Source organism: Sebaldella termitidis ATCC 33386 (genome assembly GCF_000024405.1).
GTDB classification, from domain to species: domain Bacteria; phylum Fusobacteriota; class Fusobacteriia; order Fusobacteriales; family Leptotrichiaceae; genus Sebaldella; species Sebaldella termitidis.
The window spans coordinates 4,091,083-4,113,502 of the sequence record NC_013517.1 but is presented as its reverse complement, the minus strand read 5'-3'; the positions used below and the strand labels follow the sequence as shown (position 1 = coordinate 4,113,502).

At 35.4% G+C, this 22,420-nt stretch carries 16 protein-coding genes and 5 tRNA genes; 19 read left to right on the top strand and 2 right to left on the bottom strand.

Annotation, left to right across the window (positions count from 1 at the left end; translation table 11 throughout):
- Window positions 1–19 precede the first annotated feature (19 nt).
- Entirely contained in the window at window positions 20–1,267 is a 1,248-nt protein-coding gene (locus tag STERM_RS19205; protein WP_012863280.1) for a replication initiation protein, read from the bottom strand.
- A gap of 235 nt (window positions 1,268–1,502) precedes the next feature.
- Between STERM_RS19205 and STERM_RS19200 the strand changes: the two genes are divergently transcribed.
- The 6 genes from STERM_RS19200 (at window position 1,503) to STERM_RS19175 (ending at window position 6,084) form a co-directional block, all read left to right on the top strand.
- Window positions 1,503–2,600, top strand: coding sequence for a DgaE family pyridoxal phosphate-dependent ammonia lyase (locus STERM_RS19200; RefSeq protein ID WP_012860144.1), 1,098 nt, complete (start codon window positions 1,503–1,505; stop codon window positions 2,598–2,600).
- Window positions 2,601–2,736: 136 nt separating this feature from the next.
- Entirely contained in the window at window positions 2,737–3,489 is a 753-nt protein-coding gene (gene dagF / locus STERM_RS19195; protein ID WP_012863279.1) for a 2-dehydro-3-deoxy-phosphogluconate aldolase, read from the top strand.
- A gap of 73 nt (window positions 3,490–3,562) precedes the next feature.
- On the top strand, window positions 3,563–3,973 hold the full coding sequence (locus STERM_RS19190) for a PTS sugar transporter subunit IIA (protein WP_012863278.1): 411 nt from the start codon (window positions 3,563–3,565) through the stop codon (window positions 3,971–3,973).
- Window positions 3,974–3,991: 18 nt separating this feature from the next.
- Window positions 3,992–4,477, top strand: coding sequence for a PTS sugar transporter subunit IIB (locus STERM_RS19185; RefSeq protein ID WP_012863277.1), 486 nt, complete (start codon window positions 3,992–3,994; stop codon window positions 4,475–4,477).
- Window positions 4,478–4,495: 18 nt separating this feature from the next.
- Entirely contained in the window at window positions 4,496–5,251 is a 756-nt protein-coding gene (locus STERM_RS19180; protein ID WP_012863276.1) for a PTS mannose/fructose/sorbose/N-acetylgalactosamine transporter subunit IIC, read from the top strand.
- A 2-nt stretch (window positions 5,252–5,253) separates the two neighbouring features.
- A complete protein-coding gene (locus tag STERM_RS19175) occupies window positions 5,254–6,084 on the top strand; it encodes a PTS system mannose/fructose/sorbose family transporter subunit IID (RefSeq protein WP_012863275.1) in 831 nt (276 codons plus the stop codon).
- Window positions 6,085–6,123: 39 nt separating this feature from the next.
- Here the strand turns inward: STERM_RS19175 and STERM_RS21850 are convergent, their stop codons facing one another.
- A complete protein-coding gene (locus tag STERM_RS21850; RefSeq protein WP_012863274.1) occupies window positions 6,124–6,747 on the bottom strand; it encodes a hypothetical protein in 624 nt (207 codons plus the stop codon).
- Between the two features lie 219 nt (window positions 6,748–6,966).
- On the opposite strand from STERM_RS21850, the gene STERM_RS19165 reads away from it, so the two are divergent.
- The 13 genes from STERM_RS19165 (at window position 6,967) to STERM_RS19100 (ending at window position 22,406) form a co-directional block, all read left to right on the top strand.
- On the top strand, window positions 6,967–7,353 hold the full coding sequence (locus STERM_RS19165) for a hypothetical protein (RefSeq protein WP_012863273.1): 387 nt from the start codon (window positions 6,967–6,969) through the stop codon (window positions 7,351–7,353).
- A gap of 594 nt (window positions 7,354–7,947) precedes the next feature.
- Window positions 7,948–14,364 (top strand): autotransporter domain-containing protein, encoded by a 6,417-nt coding sequence (locus tag STERM_RS19155; protein ID WP_012863271.1) that lies wholly within the window; start codon window positions 7,948–7,950, stop codon window positions 14,362–14,364.
- 221 nt (window positions 14,365–14,585) lie between these two features.
- Window positions 14,586–14,662, top strand: a tRNA-Pro gene (locus STERM_RS19150).
- A gap of 6 nt (window positions 14,663–14,668) precedes the next feature.
- A tRNA-Gly gene (locus tag STERM_RS19145) sits at window positions 14,669–14,744 on the top strand.
- 10 nt (window positions 14,745–14,754) lie between these two features.
- Window positions 14,755–14,830: transfer RNA gene (locus STERM_RS19140), tRNA-His, on the top strand.
- 27 nt (window positions 14,831–14,857) lie between these two features.
- A tRNA-Lys gene (locus STERM_RS19135) sits at window positions 14,858–14,933 on the top strand.
- Between the two features lie 8 nt (window positions 14,934–14,941).
- Window positions 14,942–15,025, top strand: a tRNA-Leu gene (locus tag STERM_RS19130).
- Between the two features lie 235 nt (window positions 15,026–15,260).
- Entirely contained in the window at window positions 15,261–16,238 is a 978-nt protein-coding gene (locus STERM_RS19125) for an ABC transporter permease (RefSeq protein WP_012863270.1), read from the top strand.
- Window positions 16,238–17,167, top strand: a complete 930-nt coding sequence (locus STERM_RS19120) for an ABC transporter permease (protein WP_012863269.1) — start codon at window positions 16,238–16,240, stop codon at window positions 17,165–17,167. Before STERM_RS19125 ends, STERM_RS19120 begins: the two co-directional genes overlap by 1 nt.
- 11 nt (window positions 17,168–17,178) lie before the next feature.
- The gene (locus STERM_RS19115) at window positions 17,179–18,219 is read left to right on the top strand and encodes an ABC transporter ATP-binding protein (RefSeq protein ID WP_012863268.1); all 1,041 of its coding nucleotides are present in this window, start codon (window positions 17,179–17,181) and stop codon (window positions 18,217–18,219) included.
- Window positions 18,219–19,151 (top strand): ABC transporter ATP-binding protein, encoded by a 933-nt coding sequence (locus STERM_RS19110; RefSeq protein ID WP_012863267.1) that lies wholly within the window; start codon window positions 18,219–18,221, stop codon window positions 19,149–19,151. Before STERM_RS19115 ends, STERM_RS19110 begins: the two co-directional genes overlap by 1 nt.
- A gap of 22 nt (window positions 19,152–19,173) precedes the next feature.
- A complete protein-coding gene (locus tag STERM_RS19105) occupies window positions 19,174–20,784 on the top strand; it encodes a peptide ABC transporter substrate-binding protein (RefSeq protein WP_012863266.1) in 1,611 nt (536 codons plus the stop codon).
- A gap of 29 nt (window positions 20,785–20,813) precedes the next feature.
- Window positions 20,814–22,406, top strand: a complete 1,593-nt coding sequence (locus STERM_RS19100; protein ID WP_012863265.1) for a peptide ABC transporter substrate-binding protein — start codon at window positions 20,814–20,816, stop codon at window positions 22,404–22,406.
- Window positions 22,407–22,420 lie beyond the last annotated feature (14 nt).

Below are 22,420 nucleotides of genomic sequence, written 5' to 3'. Positions count from 1 at the left end.
AAAACGGGACTTAATCCCGCTATTTTTCAAAAATGTAAATAAAGCTGTCATAGTTTTTATTATATTCTATAAATATTATAAATTTTTCATCTTCGTATTTAAATTCATTAAATGATTTTAAGTTTAGAAGTTCCTTATAAAACGGGGCAATCTTAGGTTGCTCCTTTTGATTTATGTAGCCGGATTCCATAAGATTATATGCTTCTCTGAATATAGGAGCCATTTGTGTAAGATGAAATAAATTAGTCCCGCTCATTATTTCAAAAAGATTTTCATATAATTCAGGAAAAGAATCAAATCTTTTTTCAAGAGAAAAAATCAGCTTGTATTTTTCTTTAAAAGGAAGAATTATTTTTAAAAATCTGTTTTTGAAATAATCATATTTTACTGCCTCAATAAGAAAAATTTCAAAGTTTCCTTTATAGTGGAGCTTTGCATAGTCGATATTCTTTTTCATATAATTATATCCTCTGTTGGCAAGTGAAAGAGTAATGAAATTACGTATTTTCCCGGCATTTTTAATAAGCGGTCTGATACCTTCAATAAGTGTATCAGTATTTTTCTCAAGAGCATTTTTATTTTCATCGGCAAGATAAAATTTTAGACCTATTATTTTTCCGCTGGAAGTATTGTGAAGCTTTATCTTTCTGTATTGAATTTTTAGTGTAGTGTATTTTTCTATTTCCTGAATGCACACAGTCAGTATATTTTTTTCAAAGTCATAAAATCTGGAATATGAAGTATTATTTAAATCCAGATAATTTTTCAGGGTATCAAGTGATACTTCAAGAAAGTCATTTATTCCGGTATTATTAGTCAGAAATAAAAATAATTTTTTAGTAATCGGATTGCTGAATTGCAAAAGTATATCAAAATTATATGCTCTGAAATCTTTTTTATTTTTTTGAAAGATATTAAAGAAATCTGATGATATTGAAAATGCATAATTGATTCCTGAAAATTTATATGAGGAAAGCGGATTTATAATTCCTTCTATATCAGAAATATTCAGCTTGCTGCATTGATAGCTTATTCTTTTTTCAAAAAACTTATCCAGAAAATTATCAAGCTCCTGTTTAGTAGTCAGATTCAAAAGATTCAGAAGGACTTTCTGTCCCAGCACTATTTTTGGATCATTATCGGAAGTTATTTTTTTTATCAGATATTCCAAAAAAATCTTATCTTTTTTATTAAGTTTTTTTTGAAAGTCGATAAAAATATCATGTTCCTGAAAGAAAAACTCATTTTTTTTCATATTTTTTTCCATTTTTTTTCTCCATTCCATAGAAAAAGTCAATTTTTAAATCAGAGACCAACGATAATTATTTTATAGAATTATCGTTATATTATCTTGTTATATTTATATATCTAGCATAATAATAAGAAAAAGTCAAAGAATATTTTAATGTCCGACGACGAAAATGGAAAATTTGACTTTCGTAGATAATATGGTATGTTAGTAGTGAAAGAAAAACGAAGAAAAATTTATTGGAGGTGAAAAAGTGAATATATATGAAAAAATAGGTCTTCAGAAAGTAATAAACGCGAGCGGGAGAATGACAATACTAGGAGTATCGGTATTATCAGATAAGAGTACAGACGGCTTCAAGGAAGGAAGTCAGAATTTCGTGGTAATGGAAGATCTTATGAATAAAGCAGGAGAAATAGTTTCAGCTTATACAAAGGCTGAGGCAAGCTGTGTTACATCTTCGGCATCAGCAGGAATAGCAATAGCTGCAGCTTCTCTTATTACAAAGGATAATCAGACAATGGCTGAGAATCTTCATATACTGAATACTGATAAAAGAGAAATAATTATACAAAAAGGTCATGTAGTAAACTATGGTGCACCTATAAAGACTATGATAGAACTTGGCGGAGGTAAGCTGGTGGAAGTAGGGCAGTCAAATCTTACAAGCGAAGAAAACATAACAGGAAATATAAATGAAAATACTGTGGGAATATTTTACGTAAAATCACATCATAGTGTACAGAAGGGTATGCTGAGTCTGGAAAAGACAATAGAGATAGGAAAGAAATATAATATTCCAGTAGTAGTGGATGCAGCAGCAGAAGAGGATCTGGAAAAATATGTGTTAATGGGAACAGATATGGTGATATACAGCGGTTCTAAGGCAATAGAAGGACCAGCATCGGGATTTATAACAGGAAAGAAGGAGCTAATCAAGAATTGTAAGCTGCAGTATAAGGGAATAGGAAGAGCAATGAAGGTGGACAAAGGAGTAATAATGAGTCTTTTGAGCGCTTTGGAACAGTACAGTCAAAAGGATGAGGCAAGGATAGAGCAGGAAAATAAGAAGAAAGCAGAGCTTCTAGCAGAGGAATTAAAGGGGATAAAGGGGACTGCAATATCAGTGGTAAAGGATGAAGCAGGAAGAGAGATATACAGAACAGAGATGAAGCTTCTGGATACTAAGCTGAATGCAGAAGAACTGATAAAGGAACTGGAAGGCGGGAATCCTGCTATCTATACAAGAAACTATTATAAGAATCAGGGGAAAATACACTTTGATATGAGATCAGTAGATGAAAAGGAAATAGGAAATATATTTAAGAGAATAGAAGAAATATTAGGTTAAGTAACTGAAAATACCAGCAATTTATGAATTTATTCAACTACCAATATGATTAATGAATAAAAAATTATTATAAAAACAGCAATATAGAATATCTGTTTTTTAAAGACAACGGATAAATAAACAGGAGGAATATGAAATGCTTGATACAAAAATAAAGTTTTATAAAGGGAGAGTAGCATTAAACGTGCTTGCGAAAGATCTGGCGAATGCAAAGGAAATATATGAAGCAGCGGAAGGTCATGTAGTAGTGGGACTTTTATCGAAAAATTATGATAAGATAGAAGACGGAGTTGCAGAAGTAAAGGAGTATCTGAAAGAACTGGGAGTGGTATCTGTAGGTCTTGGAGCGGGAGATCCGAGTCAGTTTGAGAAGGCTGCACTGATATCATGTGAAACAGATCCGGGTCATGTAAATCAGGTATTTACAGGAGCAGGATATGCAGCAGGGGCATTAAGAGCAAAGGGACATGGCAGAACATATATAAATGTATTAATGAGTCCTACAGGAGAGCCCGGGAAAGTAAAGATAAGCACAGGTGAACTGAGTGAAAAGGAGAAAGCGGCAATAGTCGATGTAGATACAGCAGTGGCAATGCTTAAGGATATGAGAGCACATTCGGTGAAATTCTTCCCTATGGGAGGTCTGAAATCACTGGAGGAGCTGAAGGAAGTGGCAAAGGCAAGTGAAAGAGGAAATCTGGAGCTGATAGAGCCTACAGGGGGAATAGATCTGGAAAATTTTGAGGAGATACTAAAGGTGTGTGTGGAAAGCAGTATACCAAGAATAATGCCGCATATATACGGATCAATAATAGATAAGGAAACAGGACTCACAAGAGTGGAAGACATAAAAAAACTTTATGAGATCATAAAAAAGCTTGTAAAATAATCTGATACAGTAATGGAAATTTTGGTACATAAAAAATTATCATAAATAAAGGAAAAAATGTAAGGAGGAGAAAATGGGAAAAGAACTGGAAATTTTGCTGCTGACACACGGAGACTGGGGAAAATACATTATTGATGCAGGAAAAATGATAGTAGGAAATGTAGATCGTGTATCACAGATATCGTTGAACCCCGCAGATACTTTTGAAGAATTTTATGAAAAAGTAGAGAATAAAGTTTCTGAAATGAAAGAGGGATCTTTGATAATAACAGATATATTCGGAGGAACAACTACAAATGTGGCTGCAAAGCTGAGCCTGAGTTACAAAATAAACATAATTTCGGGATTAAACGCACCGCTTTTATTCGAGGCTCTCTTAAATATAGATTCTATTAATGAGGACAGTGTATTGGACAGTATAGTAGAAGAAGGAAGAGACAGCTGTAAAAACATACTAAAAGAATTAAGAAAAATGACAAAATAATATCAGGGAGGAAAGACAATGGCAGAATTAGTTTTAACAAGAATAGACAGCAGACTTATACACGGACAGGTAGTTACAAAATGGGTCGGGCAGTCAGGAGCAAACAGAATAATAGTAGTAAGCGATGAACTGGTAAACGACGAATTTATGAAGAATATCTATCTGATGGCTGCACCGCCGAGTGTAAAAGTAGATGTATACGGTACTGAAGAGGCAGGTAAGCTCTGGAAGGAAGATCAGTTCGGAACAGGAAAAGTGCTTTTGCTCTTCCCGAGTCTGGCAGTATTGAGACAAACGCTGGATGCCGGACTTGAAGTAGGAAAATTGCAGGTAGGAGGTCTCGGAGGAGGACCAAGCAGAAAAGTAGTATTCCAGAATATTACTCTTGACGACAAAGATGTGGAGATACTGAAAGAACTTGCCGGAAAAGGAGTAGATATTATATTCCAGACTATTCCGGAGGATAAGCCGCAAAAATTTGAAGAAATTTTAAAAAAATATTGATTAGGTTGGTGAAGGAAAATGAATAATTTAGTAATTGCGATTTGTATGGGGTTGATTTATTGGTTCACAAGATTAAGACTCGGATATACTTTTTCGTCTATTTTGTTTCAGCCTGTGAGTGTAGGTCTTGCAGTAGGACTGCTTTATGGTGATGTGTCTAAGGGAATGATGATAGGGGCTGCGGTACAGTTAGTTTATCTTGGGGTAACATCTACTCCCGGAGGAAATGTACCTTCGGATCCGGCGCTTGCCTCATGTGTGGCAATACCTATAGCACTTCAGACAGGTATGGATCCTAAGCTTGCAGTAGCATTAGCAGTACCGTTCGGAGTACTTGGAATCTTTTTGGATCAAATAAGAAGAACAACTAACTCATTTTGGGTTCATATGGCTGATAAATATGCTGAAGATGCTAATACACAGGGAATAATGAGATGTGCATTTTTATATCCTGCATTAATGGGATTTTTATTAAGATTTCCGCTGGTTTTCGTAGCTACTTACTATGGGGAATCTGTAGTTCAGAGATTCTTAAGCATAATGCCGGGATGGCTGCTTCACTCGTTTGAAATAGTAGGAGGAATACTTCCTGCACTTGGATTTGCGATAACAATAATGGTTATAGGGAAAAAACATCTAATACCATTTTTCATACTTGGATATTTCGGGGTAAAATATCTGAATATAGATGTAATGGCTGCAGCCATATTCGGAGCATGTTTCGCATTGTTATTTACATATCTTAACGCTCAGAGAAAGGCACAGGAGGGATAAAAATGGAAGAAAAAAACTATGAAATCAAAGTAGACAAAAAGGACATAAGAAAGTCATGGTGGATATGGTATCTGGGAGCAGAAGTATCAAACTCTTATGAGAGACTGCAAAGCTTGATATTCTGTGCTTCAATGACGCCGGTATTAAAAAAATTATATAAGGATAAAGCAGAGCTGTCAGAAGCTTTGAAAAGACACCTGAACTTTTATAATACAGAGGGAATAGCAGGAAGTATAGTAAATGGTATAACTATAGCCATGGAGGAACAAAAAGCGAATAATGAACAGGGAAGTACAGATGCAGCAATAACAGGGATAAAAACTGGATTGATGGGACCTATTGCGGGAATAGGAGATTCGATAATATGGGCAGCAGTTATGCCGATAATAATAGCTTTATTCCTTCCGTTTGCAATAAACGGTAATGCACTTGGCGCTATAATGCCTATAATTCTCTATACAGGAGTAACTGTACTTATAGGTTATTATCTGTGTATAAAAGGTTATGTAATAGGTAAAAACTCTATTCTGCAGTTATTACAGGACGGGAAGGTAAAAGACCTTATAGATGGTGCAAGCGTGCTGGGTCTTTTCATGATGGGATCACTTTCAGCAAGTTATATAAAGATAGAAACTCCTTTTAAAATAGCAATAGCAAACTCACAGCCGATAATGATACAGGAAATATTGAATTCAATAGCACCGGGATTGCTGGAACTAGCAGCAGTTTTTGGAATTTACTGGTTCTTGAAAACAAAAGGACCTAGATACAATATAATAATGATAGCTATAATAATATTCAGTATTGTTTGTTCGGTTTTGGGATTGTTATAAAAAAAGGGCTTCGGCCCTTTTTTACATTTCTGTATTATGTCAATTTTTAATTTTATTTTCAATAGGCAGAGATGTTATAAAATTAACTGCATTTTCAAGAATTTCTTTCAGGGAGTAGTAACCGGCATAAATTTTTTTTACAGGTGTCTCCCAGTTCTTGTTCTTTATAATGTGGATTATGTAACCATTGGAAGAACCATACCATCCTAAATCAAGTATATAGCCGCCGGGGTATTCGATCTGAAGCATATCCTCGGAAAGATGTCTGAAATCACAGGCAATGTGGCTGATTTTTCCTGTCTTATAATCAATGTCTGTCAGTAAAAAGCCAGCTGGCTGGTATTTGACAGGGTTAGCGGAAGCATCGCATTGATCATGCCATTTTAAGATTTTGCTAACAGTTTTTGGTGTTATAATTTCATCGGAAAGAGGCGGGAAAAAGGAATAAAGTCCGGTTTTCAGCCTGCTGCTTTTTTCGATAAAAACTTTAGAATGTATGAATTCATCACTGATCTGGTTAACACGGTAAAAAATAACAAGTGAACGGTCTTCCTTTATTATATTCAGATAATCTGTGCTGTAATCCTCATCTCTTTTTACAAACCAATAAAAGATTTCCTCATTATAAATAATTTTTCTTTTTCCTTTTTTGCTGAATCCCATATATATCACCTGTATTTTTAATATTAATTTATTTTATAAATTATATCACATAAAGTCTGGATATTTTAAAATTTTTAAAAATATAAATGGATATATTATTTTATATAAGTATAATAAAAATATGGTATAATAGACTTTTTTACAGAGAATTAGATTTTTATAAAATATTATGCAGAAATATTTGCATGAATTACTGACAGATCGGGGATAGAAAAAAGAATGAGAAAATATCTGATTTTATTTTTGGTATTAATAACTGTTTTATATACGGTATTTGAGAGATATCTGATACTGACTGCCTGTGAAACATACTCACTGAAAATTCATAAAGGGAGTTTATATTTACGCTATGATATTTTAGTAAATGAAATGTCAGATACAAAATCACTCGGAAAAATCTATGCATGCAGAAGATATAAAACAATTGAGCCTAATATTTTTGTGAAGAGCATGCTGGAAGAATACACATATTATAAAAAAATAAATAATAATTACTATATTAAAATATCAATTGCCGAATTATTTGATAGCAGAACACTTGGCGGAATACCACAGATATTAAAGAAAACAACGCAAAAGATAACAGGTGATGAATATGGATATTAAGAAGCTGGAAAAAATAACTTCAATGTTTTTTATTATAGGAATTTACCTGATTCTAATGTCAATTTTTTCAGAAAATTTTAATTGGTTGATATTTAAATCATATTTTATAGCCACATTATTCTGGGGGTTTTTATTTATACAAATATTGGGATCGCTGTTAATTTTTTGTCTCTTATTGTTATTTTTCAAAAAAGAAATATTTCAGACTTTTAAAAAGATAGAAGTTGAACAGATAATTTTATTTTTATGTGTGTCAATGCTGTTCTTGCCTTTCAACAGTGTATATAAAATTATTATTTTGTACTCAGTTTATCCACTGCTGGAGATTTTGAAATTTTTTATAAAAAGAAAAAATAGTATTTCAACAGTAATTATTTTGTTGAATATAATAATAAGTATTTTTTTATTATTTACAATATATACATTTTAATTTAAGATATTATTTTAACAGGAATGAAAATTTTAATATATTTGGTTAAAATAAAAGAAATTGTAATATAAACAGCAATGTGATATATTAATTATATAAGGTAATATAAATATTTTTTTTAGTTTGAAAATTTGTATAAACAAACTTTTTCAGGGAGAGATATTATGAAAAAATATGCAGGTATTATATTATATATTATTCTTATTCAGTTTACATGCAGTCAGAGTATAGCTGATGCAGATAAAAAAAATTACGAAAATAAATATAAATTAGTGGAACAGCTGCTGAAGGAAAAACAGAAGGAACTTGAAGATCTCTACAAACAGGGGGATTTTATAGTAAAGCCTGAGTATCTTTCATATCAGGTGTTTTTTTCTGCATTCTATGAAAACAGCAAAAGTGGGAAATCCTCTTATGGGAAAGATTTTGAAAATCCGGCAGTACCTATACCGGTTAATTTTGGCATACTTATACCCATGAAAGAGATAAAACCTGAAATTCAGGAAATTATACCAAATAATTATAATTTTGCTTTTGCAGATCCCGAATCAATAAAGATCGGATCTCTTGAACTGCTTACGGTGAAAACCATGGAGATACCCAATTTTGACGTAGAAATACCAAATATACAATATCCTGTATCTTTTGGAACTATAGAGCCTATAACTGTGAATGTAAGTACCAATACAAACGGATATACTAATTCAGCGAATAACCAGAATTTGAACACAAATACCCAGACACCGGCAAATACTTTTTTGGCAAACGGAAGCTCACAGACCGGAATTATTCAGATAATAGGGGTAGAAGGGACAAATGTTACAGATCCTTTAGGCGGAACAGGAAGTGTTACATATGTAATAGCTGCTGATATGGAAAGTCAGAGAACAGGCGGAAGAATTATTACAATGGAGTCTCATAGAGGCTATTCAGGAACTACAGGTGCTACTTCTGCAACCGGTGATCTTAATGAAGCATTATTTTTAACAACAACTGGAAATTTATATATTAATTCCGGAAATTCAATAGGGGTAGAACTGGAAAGAGGTTATTCAGACGCTAGGAATGATGCCCTCTACATAAATAAGGGGCTGATAGAGTCAGGAGCAGCATACGGCAAGGTCATAGGGATTGATTTTCAGGGGGAAACATTAGGATCCGAAGAAGGACCGATAATAGCCGAGAACAGAGGAATAATAAGAATGAACGGCGATGACAGTATAGGGATAAATTCTGTGAGAACTCCTAATGCTACCGGGACTGATTTGGATATAGGGATAAAAAATACAGGTCTGATAGAAATAAATGGAGATAACAGCTACGGTATATTTATAGGAGGGAAGGATCTCAGGGGAAACTGCAACAAGGATACCGGCTGCCCTGCCAGACCGGCAAATATTACATCTGATGTAATGTACGAAAATCTTCTGGTTCAAAACGGGACTATAAACATTAACGGAGAAAACGGAGTGGGAGTGGTTTTAAAAGATACTGACAGCCTTTATAATGTAAAGATATTAAATAATGCAGTATTAAATGAGGCTGCCGGAGTAATAAACATAAATAACAAAAATTCTGTGGGAATATATGCAGATGGAATATATGATAACTCCAATGTTTTCCACGGAGAAGAAACAAACTATTATAATAACGGGACAATCAGTCTGAACTCACTGGACGGGATAGGAATACGGGTTGATTACAGCGGTGTAGAGAATACCGGAACAGTAAGGCTGCTTTCCGGAGCAGTGAATTCTATAGGAATGGCGGGAACCGATCAGACTACCATTCCGAAAAACAGCGGACTTATAGAAATATTGAACGGCGGAAGTGAAAACATAGGAATCTTTGTAAATGAAGGAAATGCAGTAAATCTTGAGAATGGTATAATAAAAGTGGGAGCGGGTAATTCTTCAGGGATTCTTGCCTATAACGGAACAGGGGAAAATAAAGGTGGTATTTTTGTAAGCAGTAATGATTCTGCCGGAATAATAGCTGATAATTCTACAATTAATGTAAACGGAGGGCTTATAGAAAACAACGGTAATAATATGGCAATATTCGGAACAGACAGTTCGGTTATAAATTTGAATGCAGGACTTATTAATACACTCGGGCAGGGAGTTTCACTGTATCTGAATAAAGGAACAGCCGTAAATCTGAAAAACGGATTCACAATTAATGTAAATAATGAAAGCTTTATGCTGTACAGCAAGGATTCTTCCGGATCGTACTCATCTGTGTTAAATACTGACGGTATTTCCGCGGCAAATATAAAAAACGGCGGATTTGGCTTTTATTATGATAAAAATACAGGCACAGACGCGGAGAATTTTTTGAGAAATACAGTGTCAGGTACTGGTATATTAAATTTAAACATGGAAAAGGAAGCAGTGCTGATATTTCTTGATGAAACAACAGTAAGTCCGCAGTATCTGAGTAATTTGGATATTAATTTATCAAATATAGGAAATGCTTTAAAAATAAACGGTTCTGGTTATTATAACTACGGCTTTAATAAAGTGGGTCTTATAGTAGATAAAAATATAAATCTGGATAATCCTGATGATACTTATCTGAAAAATATATATTCGTCATCTGATATAGATGTAAATACAGGAATTGACATAACAGGAAGCAAAAGCGGGCAGATTTTTATAATACAGGCTAACTATGACGGAAGTCCGGGAAGAAATGCAGTAATAATAAATAATAACGGGAATATAACACTTTCCGGAAATAATTCGGCAGGTATTCTGGCAGATTTCGGGGAAATATATAATAATGCCGGCGGAGCGGTAAATATTCTCGGAAGTAATTCAAAAGCGCTGGTGTCATTAAACGGGACAGCTGTTTTTAATGATGGTGTTATAAATATCGGCGGTGCAGATTCAGCGGGAATATACGGATCAAATAATTTTGTCGGAGTATCGGCGGTGTATGGAAATGAAAAAATAGAAATACATAACAGCGGTGTAATACAAAGTGTAAGCGATCAGGATAATATTTACGGGATATATTCTATAAATGAAAAGGTACCTGTCACTGATGCAAGAGTCACTTTAACAGGAAGTTCCCGCATTTTGCTGAAAAATTCAGAAAATTCTGTGGGAATATTTTTGGAAAACAGTACATTGAACGGAAGCGGAATAGTAGAGGTCGGTAATGAGGGAATAGGGTTGTACGGGCATAATTCCGTTATTAATCTTAACAGTTTTACAATGAATCTTTCCGGAAATAATGCACTGGGTTTTTATTTGCGGGGAAATACAGTATTTAATGCAGCAGGCGGACTTAATACAATAAATATAAACGGAACAAATAATATACTTTATTATTTTACAAGTGATTTCAACGGTTTATTCAATCAGGATTTCATTGTAAACTCAACCCCCGGTTCCACATATATGCTGGGTGTAATAAAAGACATGTCTTATTTATATAATGGAACAGCGGATTTGGGAGAAGGCGGGATATTCGTCTACGGGACAGATTCCTCGGTGACACTGGGAGTGAACGGACATTTGGAATCGCAGTATGACAATGTGATCGGGATTTATTTGGACGGAGTATATGCAACGGCACCTTATGAAGCTTTGAATACCGGGAGTATAAATCTGGAGGGGAATAATTCGGCAGGAATCTATCTGGAAGGGGGAGCAAGGGCATTAAATGATTCAAACGGAGTAATAAGTACTGGAACAGGTTCTGCAGCAATATACGGCAATTTTGCAGGGAATATTGAGAATTCGGGAGAAATATATATAAAGGATAATTCTTCGGGAATTTATACCGAAAACAGCGGTTTTACAGAAAATAACAAATTGATAAGCGGAAACGGAAATAAAGAAACAGGGATATATTCGGTAAATTCCGCAGGAGTGCTAAATTCATCAAGCGGAGAAATAAGACTTACAGGAGACGGGAATGTGGGAATATACAATATTTCCAGTACAAATACGCAAAATGACAATATGATTTTCCTTGTGAGCAGCGGAAACAGTAAAACACCCGGAATAGGAATATATTCAGACGGAAGTATATCCAATACAGGAAATATAAATGTATATGACGGATCAGTCGGAATATATGCATTTAACGGTAATTTGGTTCACAGCGGTATTATTTCTTCTGGGGCTGGAGGAATAGGAATATATGCTGACAATGAAACTGTTTCATTAAATATATCCTCTGATATAAAAATCGGAAATAATGCAGTCGGAGTGTACGGGAAGAATAATACGGCAATCACAGCCAACGGAAGTCTGAATATCGGGACAGACAGCTTTGGATATGTTTTGGAATCCGGTACGAAGCTGTATAACAGCAGTAATATGACACTGAGTGACAGAAGTGTCTTTGCATATTCGGACAGTGCAGCAGAAATAATTAATAATACCGGTGCGGATATATTTATGGACGGGCAGGAGAATACAGCTTTTTATATGGTGAACGGCGGTAAAATTACAAATAATGCCGATATTACAGGTGTTTTTGGTACATCAAATGTGGGGATATATAATAACGGCGGGAGTATAGAAAATAACGGCAATATAAAAACAGGAGATTCTGCTCTGAAATACAATGCTGACGGTCAGACGGACTATAACGGCAGCAGCTACAGTATAGGGATATATGGTGAAAATAATATTTCTTTTATAAATACAGGAAAGATAGAAACAGGGGAAAACGGAGTCGGGATATATGTAAAAAGATATAAAGGAGCTATTCCGGCAGAGAATACCGGAAATATAATTTCGGGTGGAAACGGAGCGATAGGAATATTTGCAGAAAACAGTACAGTATTGAATAATGGTGTAATTACAATGAACGGAAATAATGCATCCGGAATGTATGCCAATATAAATGCCGTCATAATAAATAACGGGATAATCAATATAAATGGCAGTAATTCCGCAGCAATGACAGCAAGCACAGCTTCAAGGGCAGTAAATAACGGGATAATAAATTTGAACGGAAAAAACGGAATAGGGGGACTTTATTACGGAAATTCCTCTTTTGAAAATAACGGAACAATAAACATAAATAACACAGGTCTTGAAGAAGATGAAAAAAATATAATTTCAAAAGAAAGTGATATACCTTTGGCAGTACCAAGTATTGTAAACTCGGGAGTAATAAACGTGAATGAAAATTTTCTGAATGAAGGAATGAGAATAGTAATAAAAGTAAATCCGGAGACAATAAGAGATGCGGTGCTGCCTGAGGATAACGGCGCAAAATTTGTCTCAGATTCAGTAAAATTCAAAGCACCTTACTTTGACGGCGACAAAAATAATCCGGTATTGATAACGCCGGATTTTGCCGTGGGAACAAATGCATTGGTATATAAGCTGAAAGATGTATTTAACCCGTCTACAAAAGACGGAGGGCCTAATTACGGTATAGTTCCTATAGCAAGTGAGTCATTGACTTGGAGGGCGGTTCCGGTGATAAATAATTCCGGAAATCTTGATATATGGATGGAAAAAATTGCCTATGCACAATTTACCGCAAAGGAATGGTATGCCCCGCTGGGTGGAGTGCTGGATAAAAAATATGAATTTTCAACAGGGGAATCGCTAAAAATTTTTGACAGTCTGGATATTATAAAAACCGAAGATAAATTTCAAAAAATTATGGGAAATCTGTCAGGAAACATATATGCAAATATGAATAAAAGAGAAAAAAATACGGCTGATATATTTCAGGATTCGCTGGAATTACTTCAGGGGTCTGAAAATAACACAAAAGAAAGTATAAAAATAAACATAATAGCTGGAAAAACTGAAAATACAGAGAGACAGAAAGGAATCACGGGATATGACAGTACAGCTTTCGGCGGAATTATACTGAGGGAAATAGAAAGAACATATTATAATACTGTGGGATATTCAGCGGGATATCTTCATACAGCCACTGATTATGCCGATTCTGATAACAGTACGGAAGATACTGATACACTGCAGGCAGGGGTACATAGCAGATATAATGTCTCGCAATGGACATTTGAAAATGATTTTACAGGAAGAATAAGTTTTCATAATGTCAAAAGAAATATAGAATGGGAAGACAGAAAATCAGTGATGAACGGAGAATATCAGTCATATAGTTTCAGCAGTATAAACAGGGCAGGTTATAAAATAAACAAGGCAGTAATGCCGTATGCAGGCTTTAGGGTAATGTATGTTACAAGACCGGGATTCGGAGAAACAGGGACAGAAAGACTGCAGATAGAAGGTAATGATGCATGGAGCGTAAAGCCCGGAGCAGGAATAGAGCTAAAGGGCGGAACTAAACCCGGCAAAAACGGCTGGGTACTAAAAGGGCTGCTTGATATAGCATATGAGTATGAACTGGCTGAACTGAATGACCGGGAAAGAGCTAAACTCACAGTTATAGAAGATAATTATCATGATCTTGTAAAGCCTGACAAGGAAAAAGGAGTTTTTAAATCAAAAATAACTGTCGGAGCAGAAACAGGGGACAAATTCGGTATTTTTCTTACAGGTTCATATGAGGCAGGGGCAGGTAATAATGAAAATTACAGAATAGGAATAAATTTTAAGGCAGCATTTTGAAAATATAAAAAGTCTTTTTTACCGGAATAATGTATTTTGTGTAAGAAATTTCTAATAAAAAAGAGAATTAGTCAAAATAGTCAGAATGCTTTGTTTTTAAGGGTTAGATTAGTGCGGCGGTATTTTCTGGGAGAATTATTTATATTTTTTTTCAATTTAATCAATAAAAGTATTGACAAAAAAATGAAAAAGTGATAATATAGTTTTTGTCAAGTAAAAAACGGTGCATAGCGCAGCTCGGTAGCGTACCTGCCTTGGGAGCAGGGGGTCGCAGGTTCAAATCCTGCTGCACCGACCAGAATATGCGGGAGTAGCTCAGTTGGTAGAGCGTCAGCCTTCCAAGCTGAATGTCGCGAGTTCGACCCTCGTCTCCCGCTCCACTAATTTATGGTGACCGTAGTTCAGTTGGTAGAGCGCCAGTTTGTGGTACTGGTTGTCGCGGGTTCGAGCCCCGTCGGTCACCCCAGTTATTTCAATGACAACAAAATAGTATGAGCCATTAGCTCAGTCGGTAGAGCACATGACTTTTAATCATGGTGTCACTGGTTCGATTCCAGTATGGCTCACCATCTTTTATGCGAGAGTGGTGAAATTGGTAGACGCACTAGACTTAGGATCTAGCGCCTTTGGTGTGTGGGTTCGAGTCCCACCTCTCGCACCATTAAAAAATTAAAATACTTAGATAAATAAAAAGAGATACTATCTCTTTTTTTTATTTTAAAAAAAGAACATATGATAGCAAATGCCGTTAATTCAAGGTGTCTAATTTTAATTATATATATTATATATGAATTATGTTGATTTTAAAATACTTGAATAAGCTTTAAAATTGTAATATAATATAGTATCATGCCAAAAAATGATTAAAATAAATATTTCTAATAAAGGAGTTAGTAATGAAAAATTTACTTCGTTTTTTAACAACAAGAATATGCAGCGGGGTCATTACATTATGGCTTGTTATAACAATAACTTTTTTTCTTCTGCATATGCTGCCGGGAGATCCTTTTGAAAGTGAAAAGGCAATACCGCCTCATATAAAAGCAAATATGATGAAACAATATCATTTGGATAAACCACTTCATATTCAGTATTTTTACTACTTAAAGGCTATTGCCAGAGGTGATCTGGGTGAATCTATGAAAAACAGAGGAAGAAGAGTAAATACAGTTATAGAGGAAAGCTTCCCGGTATCGGCAGATCTTGGAGCAAGAGCAATAATATTTTCTCTTGTAGTAGGAATACCTATCGGTATAATAGCAGCATTAAAAAGAGGGAAAGCATCCGACAGCGGAGTCATGATGATTGCTGTCGTGGGAATATCAGTACCGAGTTTTGTCCTTGCAGGTCTTCTGCAGAGGTTTTTTATAGGAGTATACAATCAGGTCTGGATAGATAAGTGGCATCTGCCTCTTATGAAGATAAAGATGGCTGGTTGGGACGGTCCTGAATACAGAATACTTCCCGTAATTGCACTTGGCTTGTATACTGTAGCAGTAATAGCGAGATTAATGAGAAATAAAATGATAGAAGTAATGGGACAGGATTATATAAAGCTTGCCATAGCAAAAGGAGTGTCATCTAAAACTCTTATATTCAAACATGCATTCAGAAATGCTATTCTGCCTGTAGTAACTATAATGGGACCGACAATAGCAGCAATACTTACAGGATCATTTGTAATAGAGAATATGTTTTCTATTCCCGGCCTTGGAAAATACTACATAGACAGTATATATCAGAGAGACTATACAATGGTATTGGGAATTACGGTATTTTATGCCGCTTTTCTGATCTTTATGATAATTGTAGTAGATTTATTATATGTATTAATTGATCCTAGAATAAAGTTAGGGAAAGGAACGAATGATTGATGGAGTATTTACAGGATAAATTCAAGATTATAGGAAGAGACACAAAAGAGAGCGAAAAAATTTATAAGCCAAGTCTTACTTTCTGGCAGGACGCATGGAGAAGATTTAAACAAAATAAAATAGCAATGTTTTTTCTATTTTTAATAATATTTTTTATGATAGTAGCAATTGTGGGAACCCACATAAGCGGATATAAATATATGGAACAGCATCTGGACAAGAGTTTTCTTTCACCGGGTCAGGGAATAAAAGACAGATTTTATCTGGGGACAGATAATTTCGGACGTGACCAGCTGACAAGAATATCACAGGGAATCAGAGTATCATTGATGTTATCTTTAATTGTGGTATCGATTTGTATCGTTTTTGGAACAATCTACGGTTCTATATCTGCATATTTCGGCGGAAAAGTAGATTTTATCATGACAAGAATAATAGAAATAGTTATGGCAATTCCGTCATTAATATATATTATCTTATTGATGGTGGTAATGGGTAACAGTCTCTGGACAATTATAATAGCAATGTCTCTTACAAGATGGCTGAATTATGCCCTGCTGGTAAGAGGAGAAGTACTGAAGCTGAAACAGAGTGAATATGTAATGGCTTCTCAGTCACTGGGAGCGAACTTCTGGTGGATCATAAAAAAACATTTGATACCAAATGCCTTAGGGGTTATTATAGTATCACTGACTACTGACATACCGCAGATTATTTTTACAGAAGCTTTTCTAAGCTTTATAGGTCTTGGGGTACCAATTCCTCAGGCTTCTCTGGGAAATCTGGTAAAAGAGGGATTCAGCTATGCAGATTCTTATCCGTATTTGTTTTTTATCCCTGCAGTGGTTATATCACTGATAACACTTTCATTTAACATAGTTGGGGATGCTCTGAATGATGCATTAAATCCAAAACTGAGAAATAGTTAGGCGGGGAGATTATGGACGACAAAATACTGGAAGTAAAAAATTTACATGTTTCATTTGATACTTATGCCGGAGAAGTAAAGGCAATAAGAGATTTAAGCTTTGAAGTAAGAAGAGGGGAAACACTGGCAATAGTCGGAGAATCAGGATCAGGAAAATCTGTTACCGTACAGACTATAATGAAATTAATACCCATGCCTCCGGGAAGAATCAAGAGCGGGGAAATATGGTTTGAAGGACAGGATCTGGTGAAGGTTTCTGATAAGGTCATGAGACAGCTCAGAGGCGGAAAGATAGGAATGATATTTCAGGATCCGATGACTTCGCTGAACCCTACAATAAAAATCGGAAAACAAATAATGGAAGTTATAAAATTACATAAAAAAGTTTCAAATGCCGAAGCAAAAAAGCTGGCAATTGAAATGCTGGATAAAGTGGGAATTCCAAAGCCAAAAGACAGATTTAAGCAGTATCCGCATGAATTTTCAGGCGGAATGAGACAAAGAGTGGTAATAGCAATAGCGCTTGCAGCAGAGCCGGATCTTCTAATCTGCGACGAGCCTACGACAGCACTGGATGTTACGATTCAGGCTCAGATACTGGAACTTATCAACCAGCTGAAAAATGAAATGAATATAGGAGTAATTTTGATTACGCATGACTTGGGAGTCGTAGCAGAAACAGCCGACAGAGTTATAGTTATGTATGCAGGAGAAAAGCTCGAGGAAGCCAATGTAGTTGATCTTTTCTATGATCCGAAGCATCCGTATACATGGGGACTTTTGGAGTCACTGCCAAGACTGGATATGGACAGCAATGAAAGACTGAAAGCAATACCGGGAACTCCTCCGGATCTGCTGAATCCTCCTAAGGGAGACCCCTTTGCAGCGAGATCTGATTATGCAATGGTAATAGATTATGAAGAAGAACCGCCTTTGGTGGATCTCGGGAATAATCACTTTGTGAAATCATGGCTCTATGTGGAAGGAGCCCCAAAAATAGATCCTCCTTTCAGATTAAAGAGGAAAGATAAGACAGACGGGGAGGATTTATAATGGAAAAGATAATGGAAATAAATAATCTGAAAAAATATTTTGCCATGAAAAGTAAAAAAGTACTAAAAGCTGTAGATAATATAACGATAGATATATATAAAGGCGAGGTCTTAAGTCTTGTAGGTGAATCAGGAAGCGGAAAAACAACAATGGGACGTACGGTATCAAGACTGTATAACAAGACTGCCGGAGAAGTAAAGTATAAAGGTAAATTTATAGAAGAGTATTCTATTATGGAATTTTCAAAAAAAGTACAGATGATATTTCAGGATCCTCAAGCTTCATTAAATCCGAGAATGACAATCGGAGATATAATTGCAGAGGGACTGGACATACATAAGCTTTGTGCTACTAAAGAAGAAAGAACAGCTAAGATTTATGATCTTCTTGAGACAGTAGGACTTAATAAGGAGCATGCAAACAGATTTCCGCATGAGTTTTCCGGAGGGCAGAGACAGAGAATCGGTATAGCAAGAGCACTTGCAGTAGATCCAGAAATGATAGTGTGTGATGAGCCTATATCTGCACTTGATGTTTCCATTCAGGCACAGGTGGTAAATCTTTTAAAAGACCTGCAGCAGGAAAAAGGGCTGACACTTTTATTTATAGCTCATGACCTGTCAATGGTTAAATATATTTCTGACAGAGTAGCTGTAATGTACAGAGGAAAAATAGTAGAGCTGGGAACACCGGAAGCAGTATACGACAATCCGGTTCATACATATACAAAATCGCTGATTTCAGCAGTACCTATAGCAGATCCGCTGAATACCAGAGACAGAATTATTGAAGGGATAGAGGAATCTTATCTTCGAAGTCCTATAGGCGATGCATCTGAGATACATGAAATTCCTGAAATACCGGAATTAACAGAATACAAACCAAATCATTTTGTAGAAACAGAATTTTTGAAAAATCATAATCTAATATAAAAATTATAGGAGGAATTTGTATATGAGGAAACTTTTGTTAGTAATTTTGAGTTTAGTTATTGTTGTTTCGTTAGTTTCTTGCGGAGGAGGTAAGTCTGGAGGAAATGCAGGGGATAAAGGTACTGTCAGCTTCAATATAGAAGTAGAGCCTACATCACTGGATCCACAGGTACTTACTGATGAAGCAGGTCTTAACGTTGCACAGTTTTTATATGAAAGTCTTGTAAGACTAAACGAAAAGAGTGAAATAGTTCCTGCGGGAGCTGAAAGATGGGATATAAGTGAAGACGGGCTGAAGTGGACTTTTTATATCAGAAAAGACATGAAGTGGTCGAACGGAGATCCTGTTACAGCCAAAGATTATTACAACGGTGTAAAAAGAGGACTTGATCCTGAGCTTGCAGCAGAATATGCTTATTTAACATATTACATAAAAAATGCGCAGAGTTACAGTGAAAAGAAAATAACGGATTTTGAACAGGTAGGGGTAAAAGTTATTGATGATTACACACTGGAATTTGAATTACAGGATCCTACAGCTTATTTCGGGAAACTGCTTGTAATGCCTATATTCTATCCTGTAAATGAAAAAGCTCTTGCAGAATTCGGGGATCAGTATGCACTTGATCCTAAAAAATCTGTTTATTCAGGACCGTATATAATGACAGAATGGAGTCACGGAAGTAAAGTAGTTCTGGAGAGAAACCCTAATTACTGGACTAAAGATAAGTTTAAAATCGAAAAGCTTATTGCGGTAATAACTGCAGATTTAGATTCGGCAGCAAATTCTTATGAAAACGGCGAGCTTACTATTACTAAAATTTCTCCTGAAAAGCTAAAGGCTTATAAAGACAAACCTGAATTAGTAAGTTATTCAGACGGAAGAGTTTACTATTTTTCATTTAACCTGAAAAATGATATACTTAAAAATCAAAAAGTAAGACAGGCTTTATCACTTGCAATAGACAGAGACAAGCTGGTAAATGAAGTGCTGGCAAACGGTTCTGAAAAAGGAAGCGGAATAGTAGCCTCGGGAATGCCTGGAATAAAGGATGACTTTAGAAAAGAAAACGGTGACTTATACGCACAGTATAAAGATGAAGATATAAAGAAACTTTTTGAAGAAGGACTTCAGGAATTAGGAAAAACTCCTGCTGATGTAAAGCTGTCACTTCTTATAGACGAACAGGGAACTGCAAAGAAAGAAGCAGAATTCTATCAGGCACAGTGGAGAGAAAAGTTAGGGCTTGATGTTTCTGTTGACCAAACTACTAAAAAAGACAGAATAGCAAGATCAAGATCAGGAGACTATGATATAGTAAGATACTCATGGGGACCTGACTTCGCAGATGCTATGACTTATCTGGAATTGTTCTTCTCGAATACTGAAATGAATATTCCTAGATATGTAAATCCTGAGTACGACGAGCTTTTATCAATCGGAAGAAAAAGCAATAATCATGATGAAAGAACTGAAGCTATGGAGAAAGCTGAAAAGATAGTTACTGAGTCATTTGCTTATTCAGGGCTTTATTACCAGACTGTTAATATACTGGTAAATTCAAAAGTTAAAAATGTTCATTTCAGATCTGTTGGTGCACCGATAGATCTTATAGATGCTACACTGGATTAATAAAATTCTTAAGTATTTTAGGAGGAAAAATGAAAAAACTATTTTTAATACTGACATTATTTGTTCTGGTATTATCTTGTGGCGGGGACAAAGGCGGAGAAGCCGGTAAAGCTGGTGGAGGAACAGTTACATTAAACTTTGAACAGGAGCCGAAAACAATTGACCCTCAATTAACTACAGATACAACAGCTACTAAAATTAATGCACTGATAGTAGAAGGACTTACAAGACAGGATGAAACAGGAGCCCCGGTTCCGGGAATTGCTGAAAAGTGGGATGTAAGCGAAGACGGACTTGTATGGACTTTTCACCTGAGAGATGCTAAATGGGAAAATGGAGATCCTGTAACAGCAAATGATTTTAAATTCGCATGGCTGAGAGCACTTGAAAGTAAAAATGCAGCAGAATATGCTTACATGCTGTTCCCTATAAAAGGAGCGCAGGCATTTAACGAAGATAAAGGAAGCGCAGAAGATGTAGGAATCAAAGTTATAGACGATAAAACATTGGAAGTAACACTTACTAATCCAACTGCTTATTTCGCAGCATTAATAAGCTACCAGACATTTACACCATTAAATGAAAAGTATTATAACGAGCAGGGTGACCAGTATGCACTTGATGCAGGAAAAATAATGGCAAATGGTCCTTATAAGCTGGTAAAATGGACACATAATGAAAGCTTTGAGCTTACAAGAAATGAAAATTACTGGAATAATGCAGAAACTAAAATTGATAATGTAAGAGCAAAATTAATAAGTGATGCTTCAGCATCATTATCGGCATTCAAAAATGACGAGCTTGATCTTACTTTGATTACAGTAGAGCAGTATCCTGAATTCAAAGAAGATAAAAGATTAACTCCTTATGATGACGGATCTACATGGTATTTAGAGTATAATCTGAAAAATGATTTTCTTGCTAACAAGAAAATAAGACAGGCATTGACAATGGCGATAGATAAAGAAGAGCTGGGATCAATCTTACAGGCAATGGGTAAACCGGCTTACGGATATGTTCCGGGATTCGTACAGGGAGTAGATAAATCTTTCAGAGATGAAGCAGGAGATACATTCCCGCACTATAATCCAGAAGAAGCTAAAAGATTATTTGCTGAAGGTCTGAAAGAGCTAGGACTGGAAAAAGCGCCAAAATTAACTTTGATATTTAATGATCAGGGAAATAACAAAAAAATAGCTGAATATGTACAGGAAAAAATCAGAAAAGAGCTTGGGTATGATTTAGCAGTAGAATCTTTACCATTCAAAGAAAGACTTGAAAGAATGACACAAAAAACTTTTGAAGTAGTTCTTGCAGGATGGAGCGGAGATTATAACGATGCATTAAGCTATATGGATTTATGGGTAACAAACGGCGGAAATAACCATACTTCATACTCTAATCCTAAATATGATGAATTAATACAGATAGCACAAACAAGTCCTGACCAAAAAGCAAGAATACAGGCTATGATAGAAGCAGAAAAGCTTCTTGGCGATGATATGCCTATAGGAATGCTTTATTACAGACAAAGAATGGCTCTGGTAAATCCAAGACTTAAAGATATGAAATTTAAGCCGGTTGGATCTGAATATTATTTAACAGATGCTCACGTAGAATAAATAACAGTATAAAA

What these genes read in the sequence shown, in the direction of transcription:
- STERM_RS19115 (WP_012863268.1), top strand. Translation starts at nt 17,179, where the DNA reads ATGGACGACAAAATACTGGAAGTAAAAAATTTACATGTTTCATTTGAT.
- STERM_RS19185 (WP_012863277.1), top strand. Translation starts at nt 3,992, where the DNA reads ATGGCAGAATTAGTTTTAACAAGAATAGACAGCAGACTTATACACGGA.
- STERM_RS19125 (WP_012863270.1), top strand. Translation starts at nt 15,261, where the DNA reads ATGAAAAATTTACTTCGTTTTTTAACAACAAGAATATGCAGCGGGGTC.
- STERM_RS19155 (WP_012863271.1), top strand. Translation starts at nt 7,948, where the DNA reads ATGAAAAAATATGCAGGTATTATATTATATATTATTCTTATTCAGTTT.
- STERM_RS19205 (WP_012863280.1), bottom strand. Translation starts at nt 1,267, where the DNA reads ATGGAAAAAAATATGAAAAAAAATGAGTTTTTCTTTCAGGAACATGAT.
- dagF (WP_012863279.1), top strand. Translation starts at nt 2,737, where the DNA reads ATGCTTGATACAAAAATAAAGTTTTATAAAGGGAGAGTAGCATTAAAC.
- STERM_RS19100 (WP_012863265.1), top strand. Translation starts at nt 20,814, where the DNA reads ATGAAAAAACTATTTTTAATACTGACATTATTTGTTCTGGTATTATCT.
- STERM_RS19175 (WP_012863275.1), top strand. Translation starts at nt 5,254, where the DNA reads ATGGAAGAAAAAAACTATGAAATCAAAGTAGACAAAAAGGACATAAGA.
- STERM_RS19105 (WP_012863266.1), top strand. Translation starts at nt 19,174, where the DNA reads ATGAGGAAACTTTTGTTAGTAATTTTGAGTTTAGTTATTGTTGTTTCG.
- STERM_RS19165 (WP_012863273.1), top strand. Translation starts at nt 6,967, where the DNA reads ATGAGAAAATATCTGATTTTATTTTTGGTATTAATAACTGTTTTATAT.
- STERM_RS19180 (WP_012863276.1), top strand. Translation starts at nt 4,496, where the DNA reads ATGAATAATTTAGTAATTGCGATTTGTATGGGGTTGATTTATTGGTTC.
- STERM_RS21850 (WP_012863274.1), bottom strand. Translation starts at nt 6,747, where the DNA reads ATGGGATTCAGCAAAAAAGGAAAAAGAAAAATTATTTATAATGAGGAA.
- STERM_RS19120 (WP_012863269.1), top strand. Translation starts at nt 16,238, where the DNA reads ATGGAGTATTTACAGGATAAATTCAAGATTATAGGAAGAGACACAAAA.
- STERM_RS19190 (WP_012863278.1), top strand. Translation starts at nt 3,563, where the DNA reads ATGGGAAAAGAACTGGAAATTTTGCTGCTGACACACGGAGACTGGGGA.
- STERM_RS19110 (WP_012863267.1), top strand. Translation starts at nt 18,219, where the DNA reads ATGGAAAAGATAATGGAAATAAATAATCTGAAAAAATATTTTGCCATG.